We start from the raw sequence: 5,573 nt of genomic DNA on the forward strand, positions 1-5,573 counted from the left end.
GAGGCCGCCGAGCGGCTACAAACCTTGTTGCAGGACCGGGATCATGAAGTGTTTGGTGCACTGTTCCTCGACTCCCAGCATCGCGTACTGGCTTTTGAGGAACTGTTTCGCGGCACCCTCGATAGCGCCAGCATCTACCCACGGGAAGTGGTCAAAAGGGCCTTGTTACTCAACTGTGGGGCCATCATCGCGGTGCACAATCACCCAAGTGGTGACCCTGAACCCAGCCACTCTGACCGAGTTTTCACCCAAGCCCTCAAAGAGGCCTTGGCCTTGGTCGATGTCCGGTTGCTCGACCATCTGGTGGTCGGTGCTGAGGGCGTCGTCTCGCTGGCCGAAAGAGGTCTGCTATGAACCAGACCCCAGGCAAACCCCACCTCACTGCCATCGATATCCTCCTCGAGCTGCGTTGCTGGCTTGCAGACAACGTCGAGATGCAGGCCGAGCCCGCCATCGTGGCTCACCTGCCCAATAGCTACCTGCTCACCCAAGCTGACTGTATCGAGGCTATCGATGCACTGCTCCATCAGTTGCGGCACTAATCAGTGCCCAGAAGAGACAAACGCCATGCGATTACCCAATCCCTTTTCCCTGGAGGAAGCGCTCGAGAAGCTGCGCCATCGCCTGACAGCCGTCAGCAACGAAGATGCGCTGACGTTGCTGGAGAAGGCCGTCACCAAGGCTCGTGATGACTGGCGTTATGCCAAGCAGTTTGAAGAGACCTTGCTGCAAGGATCCACCATCGAGATACGTGAATGTCTCAGCTGCTTTGGCGACTACTTCGAGCACTCCCGAGACGCACCGCCCTATTACCCGCATCACGATGCCGTTAACGGCATTGATTGTGCGCTCTACACCATCCTGTTTGATGTTGCTCACCCAGACGCAGAGCAGGCACACGAATAACGCCTGCATTCCAAACCAGGATCATTAGCGCCAACACCATGATCCGGATATCCCGACATCACTCACAAGGCCACCTCACCAAAGGTGGCCTTTTGCATTTCAAGGAGTCATCCCCATGTCTGCTTTCATGATTGACCGCAAGGACTACCTTGCCTTTGCCGTGCAGTTACACCGCTTTTGCAATGCCCCGATGCCACCGCACTACACCCTTGAGTTGCTGCGGACCCTCTGGTGGCTCGCGCCAGCAGACACGACCAATACCTGGACGTGGCGGGTAGACCGGCTGGTACGGCTGATGATGCTCGCCAACCGCCGTGCAGTTTGGCATCGCTATCAGCTGGGGCGTCAGCAGGACCACAAAGAACCACGCCAGCGTGGCTCAACCAAACTGGGACTGCTTAAACCTGCCCACCGTTACCACCAGGCACAACTCACCGATGCCGAACTGGTGGCGCTGTACAAATTCACCTGCTGCGCCCTGTACCAATCGAGTGAATGGAGCGGGAGCCCCGAGCATGCTCCACGGCTGGTGAAGGTAATAGAGCAGTTGCAGCAGGCGCTGGCGCAAGATGTGCTGACTCGGTTGTCACTGTGGGACCAAGCTCCTTGGGGAGAGATGTGATGAACCTTTCCATCACTCTGACAGTGACAAGCTCACCACCGAGCTCAACTGCCCAGATAGCTCAACGTATCTCCGATGACATGGCACACCTGCATCACCGTCTAGGGGATGGGGTCAGTGATGAACTGGGCATCAGCATCAGTTACCTGGTTGAACAATTTGCGCTGCTGGCAGCGGCTTACCGTGTACCAGCAGAAAGGGAGAAACACCCATGATCGAATTCAACGATAGCTTCACCCAGGTCGCAGTCGCTCAGGCCATGAGCGCACATGGCGATTTGCATCGGCTCATTGCCTATCAGCTCACTTTCCCGACGTGGGCACACGACTATGACGAGACCGGCAAGCGCACTGGCCCCGACAAGATCAAGCCCGTGCCAACGATGCACAAGACCTCGCTGTTCGTGAGTCCACTGGACATGGTGGACAAGTTGCCCCGCGAGATTAACTTTGCGTGGTGGGAGCGTGAGTGCAACGACCTCGGCTATCCCGTTGGGGAGTGGCGACGCACCATTGTGGGTGCCTACGTCAACCACGGCAGTAATGACAAGCCGGATTGGAGTAGTCATACCTGAGCCACGGCCACCAGCACACACAAGACCCCATACAGCCCCTCACGCCGAGGGGCTGTTTGCATTTGAAGGAAACACCACCATGCATGACCTACGTGATTACAAGACTCTGTCCGCCCGACAACTCACCGCCGCTATCAGCCAGCTCAACCACAACACCGCACCAAAGATAATGACCCACCTGGCATTGCGGGCCAGGCAGCCGCAACCGCTCGGTAATGGCCGCAGCAGAGCCAAGGCCCTCAAGCTGCTGCGTCGAGTCAAGAAAGCGCACAAGACTGGCCGTATCCAGTTTGAGCTCACCGTGACGGGGTGCCGACTTGACCGGGGGAGCCATCAGGCAGACCGTTACTACTACGACCGGACGCTACTGGCTCAAGGCTGGCAGCAATACGACACCGAGGAAGATGCCTGGTATTTCGGCATCTGGATTCACACAGAGAAGCTGGAGACCTTTACCTACGCCGAAGGGGATACCAACCATGTGATTGCGCCGAACGTCGAGGCGTTTCGTGCTGAACTGGCGCGGCTCTACCAGTACCACCCGCAAGCCCCAGCGTTTATCGGCATCGACCCGGAAGCGGGCGTTGTGACCCACTATTTTGAAGCCAAACCGGAGGTGTGAAATGGCGAAGAACATCACCATCAAGGTACCGGGCAAGCACCCGCAGACCGGTGAGCTCACCACCTTCGAGCTCAAGGGCCAACGCATGGATATCGACATCGGCGGCCAGGCCGTGCCATTCCTCATTCACGGAAGGGGCATTGGCACCTCGCTCACCCACATCCCGAGCGGCTACCGCATAGCCCTGCTCGGTGGGTGGCTCACCGCTCGTTACGCCATCCCTGAGAACAAGCCCAGCAGAGCAGCTTGCGCCCGGATGGCCATCGACCGGCTGGCGGCTCAATACGGTTCGCTGCATCTGCTGGACCGGCTGAACTGCAAGCCGGTTATCAATGAGACTGCTGACTGCGCTCGTTGACGCCCCACCGTCTTGCTCATCTACACACTGCATAAAGGGCCAGCCCTCACAGGCTGACCCTTGGCATCATTGGAGTCACCGAACATGACCCGTCTTATCACCGGTCTCGAGGTGCATCGCTATGCTCCCGAGCTCAACAAACTGCATCTACGTAACCGCCAGACGTTACCAGCCCCCGGCATCACCACTATCAAAGAAGCCAAAGCACGCCTGTTTGGCCGCTGGCAGCCGGGGCATCAGGTGACCATCACCGTGAGTCACCCTGACTACGTCAATCTCTCCCGGCTCTACCGGGGACGGTTGGCAAACCTGATCGACCTCCCTGCTCACTTGACCAGACTACGCCAGCGTCACAACGTGCCCGGCACCCGCATCGACATTGAACTGAGGTATCGCTAATCATGATCACGACAACCACCCACACCAATGACCAACAACCTACCGATCCAGACCAGCCCACTAGAATTTTTGCGCAGTGGGGCTTGCCTCATACCGTCACCCCACGCTTTGGGGCTCGTCTTATCCAGGAGCACCACCGGCTGCACTTTCTGTCAGATCGAGCCTCATTGATTGGCGAATGGGTAGAAGAGGCAATAGACCAGCTGGAAGCCAACTTCCCTACCATTATCAAGGAACTGGAGGCCAAATTGCTGACAGGCGAACTGGATGCCCAGCGCCAGCAACGCATTACCGTCCAGCTCTGTGGGTTTACCTGTGAAGCCGATACCTTGGGTAGCCATGGTTATGTCTACCTGGTGATTTACCATACCCAAGGCACAGCAGATCGGCATGTGCTGGCATGAGTTCATTCTCTAGCTGGGCATTCCTGCTCCCATAAAAGGCTCCTATAGAGTCGTATGGGTGGACAATCTCATCCGTCCCATGTCGTAATGGGAGCAGTTCATTTCGTGGTAAGCCTAAGGATAAGAACGATGGAATCTGCTCGTGATAAACGCACCGGTGAGATCATAGAGGCTGAGACCCTCTGGATGTTGGAGCATGTCGATAAGGATGGTTACGAGTGCTGGGGATGCGGCATCGATATGTATCCCTCATCTTGGAAAAAAGAGAACAAAAAGAGGCCCTCATTCAACAAAATGCCGGGAAAGGAACATCTCATCCATTGTGATGCAGATGCTGAGCGGGAAGTGATCAGCCAAGGACAGACACAAAGCGTGCGTCAACAATTGGACTCATCGCCAGGGTTGTCGCCTTCAGGGCTAGTGCTAATAGATAAACGGCCAGCGACAGCTACTAATCAGGGAAACGGAATAAACGGTTCAACCTCGGTACACTCACCAACCGTGGCAGCTGGTCATGGTAATGGCCCCCAACGCACTTCCAGACGCAAAGCTCAAAGTATTCGCCCAATCTGTCGTGCGTTCATCAACTTCCCGCACGACCGTAACATCTCTTTGGAGATCCCTGGGATTGAGGCCGACAATTATCTGACGGCGTTCAAGAGGTTAGGTAGCCCAATTCAGAAGTACCCCGATACGAAGATCTTTTATTCCGAGTTGTTGTGGCTACCGATCACCCAGAGCGAGGAGCGGTTAATTATCCCTCTAGCAGGAGAATGGGAAGACCGGAAACCCTCGAAAAACTATCAGCTCCATGTCGAGTGGAAATCTTGGTCACAAGCCAAAAAAACCATGTTACTTAACGAGTTAGATACGGCAAAGGAAGAGGCCAAACAGGCTAGAAGGGTTGGTAGGAAAGATAAAGCATGGGTGTTTTTTATTGGAGAACAGAACGCAGACCACCTAGAAACGTTTTATGTCAGTGACTCTCGCTTGATCTGCTCGATTATTGGCAACATTGTCTATCCGAAGTATGAATAGACGATGCAATGAAGCATACGACGCAACGCTGGTATTGGTAATGCGCTACGTTTTACGGGTAGTAGCGCAAGGGGCCGCCACAGGAAAGTGGAGCCGACACTTGTCCAAAGAAATACGATAGAGAAGAAGGGCAGCCAAGGCCCTGTGGCACACTGCGTGGCATACCCAAATTTCAAATAAGAAAAAAGCCCAACCGAATCAATCGGTTGGGCTTATATAGTGGCGGAGCGGACGGGACTCGAACCCGCGACCCCCGGCGTGACAGGCCGGTATTCTAACCGACTGAACTACCGCTCCGCATTCGGTTAGCTTTCGCTAAATCTTTTGCCGCTTCTTTATGAGGTGTCATCCTCGCAGCCGGTCATGTCTTTCACATCACCGTTTAATTGGGTGCCTGGCAGTGTCCTACTCTCGCATGGCGAATGCCACACTACCATCGGCGCTACAGCGTTTCACTTCTGAGTTCGGCATGGGGTCAGGTGGTTCCACTGCGCTATTGCCGCCAGGCAAAAATCTTCAATCTGAAAAAGCTGATTTTGTTCTTCGTTCTCGGTATCTGCTACAAGCCTTCGAACACTTCTTGGGTGTTGTATGGTTAAGCCTCACGGGTAATTAGTATGGGTTAGCTCAACACGTCGCCGCGCTTACAC

General features: G+C 55.2%; 11 protein-coding genes, 1 tRNA gene and 1 rRNA gene. 11 read left to right on the top strand and 2 right to left on the bottom strand.

Going from position 1 to position 5,573, the window contains the following annotated elements:
- From CAK78_RS08590 to CAK78_RS08640, 11 genes are all read left to right on the top strand, one after another.
- The coding region (locus CAK78_RS08590) for a JAB domain-containing protein (protein ID WP_094697012.1) at positions 1-354 on the top strand (354 nt) is incomplete at its 5' end.
- Positions 351-542, top strand: a complete 192-nt coding sequence (locus CAK78_RS08595; RefSeq protein ID WP_094697013.1) for a hypothetical protein — start codon at positions 351-353, stop codon at positions 540-542. The genes CAK78_RS08590 and CAK78_RS08595, both read left to right, overlap by 4 nt.
- Positions 543-567: 25 nt before the next feature.
- Entirely contained in the window at positions 568-906 is a 339-nt protein-coding gene (locus CAK78_RS08600; RefSeq protein ID WP_254924732.1) for a hypothetical protein, read from the top strand.
- A gap of 115 nt (positions 907-1,021) precedes the next feature.
- Positions 1,022-1,528, top strand: coding sequence for a hypothetical protein (locus CAK78_RS08605; protein WP_094697014.1), 507 nt, complete (start codon positions 1,022-1,024; stop codon positions 1,526-1,528).
- Positions 1,528-1,743: a hypothetical protein gene (locus CAK78_RS08610; RefSeq protein WP_094697015.1), complete on the top strand. Its 216-nt coding sequence runs from the start codon at positions 1,528-1,530 to the stop codon at positions 1,741-1,743. The genes CAK78_RS08605 and CAK78_RS08610 overlap by 1 nt, the downstream gene beginning before the upstream one ends.
- Positions 1,740-2,102, top strand: coding sequence for a hypothetical protein (locus CAK78_RS08615; RefSeq protein ID WP_094697016.1), 363 nt, complete (start codon positions 1,740-1,742; stop codon positions 2,100-2,102). Before CAK78_RS08610 ends, CAK78_RS08615 begins: the two co-directional genes overlap by 4 nt.
- A gap of 79 nt (positions 2,103-2,181) precedes the next feature.
- Entirely contained in the window at positions 2,182-2,724 is a 543-nt protein-coding gene (locus tag CAK78_RS08620; protein WP_094697017.1) for a hypothetical protein, read from the top strand.
- Between the two features lies 1 nt (position 2,725).
- Entirely contained in the window at positions 2,726-3,082 is a 357-nt protein-coding gene (locus tag CAK78_RS08625; protein WP_094697018.1) for a hypothetical protein, read from the top strand.
- An 84-nt stretch (positions 3,083-3,166) separates the two neighbouring features.
- A complete protein-coding gene (locus tag CAK78_RS08630; protein ID WP_094697019.1) occupies positions 3,167-3,481 on the top strand; it encodes a hypothetical protein in 315 nt (104 codons plus the stop codon).
- Positions 3,482-3,483: 2 nt separating this feature from the next.
- A complete protein-coding gene (locus CAK78_RS08635; protein ID WP_094697020.1) occupies positions 3,484-3,885 on the top strand; it encodes a type IV toxin-antitoxin system YeeU family antitoxin in 402 nt (133 codons plus the stop codon).
- 129 nt (positions 3,886-4,014) lie between these two features.
- A complete protein-coding gene (locus CAK78_RS08640) occupies positions 4,015-4,923 on the top strand; it encodes a hypothetical protein (RefSeq protein WP_094697021.1) in 909 nt (302 codons plus the stop codon).
- Between the two features lie 220 nt (positions 4,924-5,143).
- On the opposite strand, the gene CAK78_RS08645 is transcribed toward CAK78_RS08640, so the two are convergent.
- Positions 5,144-5,220, bottom strand: a tRNA-Asp gene (locus CAK78_RS08645).
- Positions 5,221-5,315: 95 nt separating this feature from the next.
- Positions 5,316-5,430, bottom strand: a 5S ribosomal RNA gene (gene rrf, locus CAK78_RS08650).
- Positions 5,431-5,573: the final 143 nt, after the last annotated feature.

This window comes from Aeromonas sp. A35_P (assembly GCF_002259925.1).
GTDB lineage: Bacteria > Pseudomonadota > Gammaproteobacteria > Enterobacterales > Aeromonadaceae > Aeromonas > Aeromonas dhakensis.

Excerpts from the sequence above, each read along its gene's own strand:
- CAK78_RS08640 (WP_094697021.1), top strand. The coding sequence starts at position 4,015 with ATGGAATCTGCTCGTGATAAACGCACCGGTGAGATCATAGAGGCTGAG.
- CAK78_RS08595 (WP_094697013.1), top strand. The coding sequence starts at position 351 with ATGAACCAGACCCCAGGCAAACCCCACCTCACTGCCATCGATATCCTC.
- CAK78_RS08630 (WP_094697019.1), top strand. The coding sequence starts at position 3,167 with ATGACCCGTCTTATCACCGGTCTCGAGGTGCATCGCTATGCTCCCGAG.
- CAK78_RS08610 (WP_094697015.1), top strand. The coding sequence starts at position 1,528 with ATGAACCTTTCCATCACTCTGACAGTGACAAGCTCACCACCGAGCTCA.
- CAK78_RS08615 (WP_094697016.1), top strand. The coding sequence starts at position 1,740 with ATGATCGAATTCAACGATAGCTTCACCCAGGTCGCAGTCGCTCAGGCC.
- CAK78_RS08625 (WP_094697018.1), top strand. The coding sequence starts at position 2,726 with ATGGCGAAGAACATCACCATCAAGGTACCGGGCAAGCACCCGCAGACC.
- CAK78_RS08600 (WP_254924732.1), top strand. The coding sequence starts at position 568 with ATGCGATTACCCAATCCCTTTTCCCTGGAGGAAGCGCTCGAGAAGCTG.
- CAK78_RS08620 (WP_094697017.1), top strand. The coding sequence starts at position 2,182 with ATGCATGACCTACGTGATTACAAGACTCTGTCCGCCCGACAACTCACC.
- CAK78_RS08605 (WP_094697014.1), top strand. The coding sequence starts at position 1,022 with ATGTCTGCTTTCATGATTGACCGCAAGGACTACCTTGCCTTTGCCGTG.
- CAK78_RS08635 (WP_094697020.1), top strand. The coding sequence starts at position 3,484 with ATGATCACGACAACCACCCACACCAATGACCAACAACCTACCGATCCA.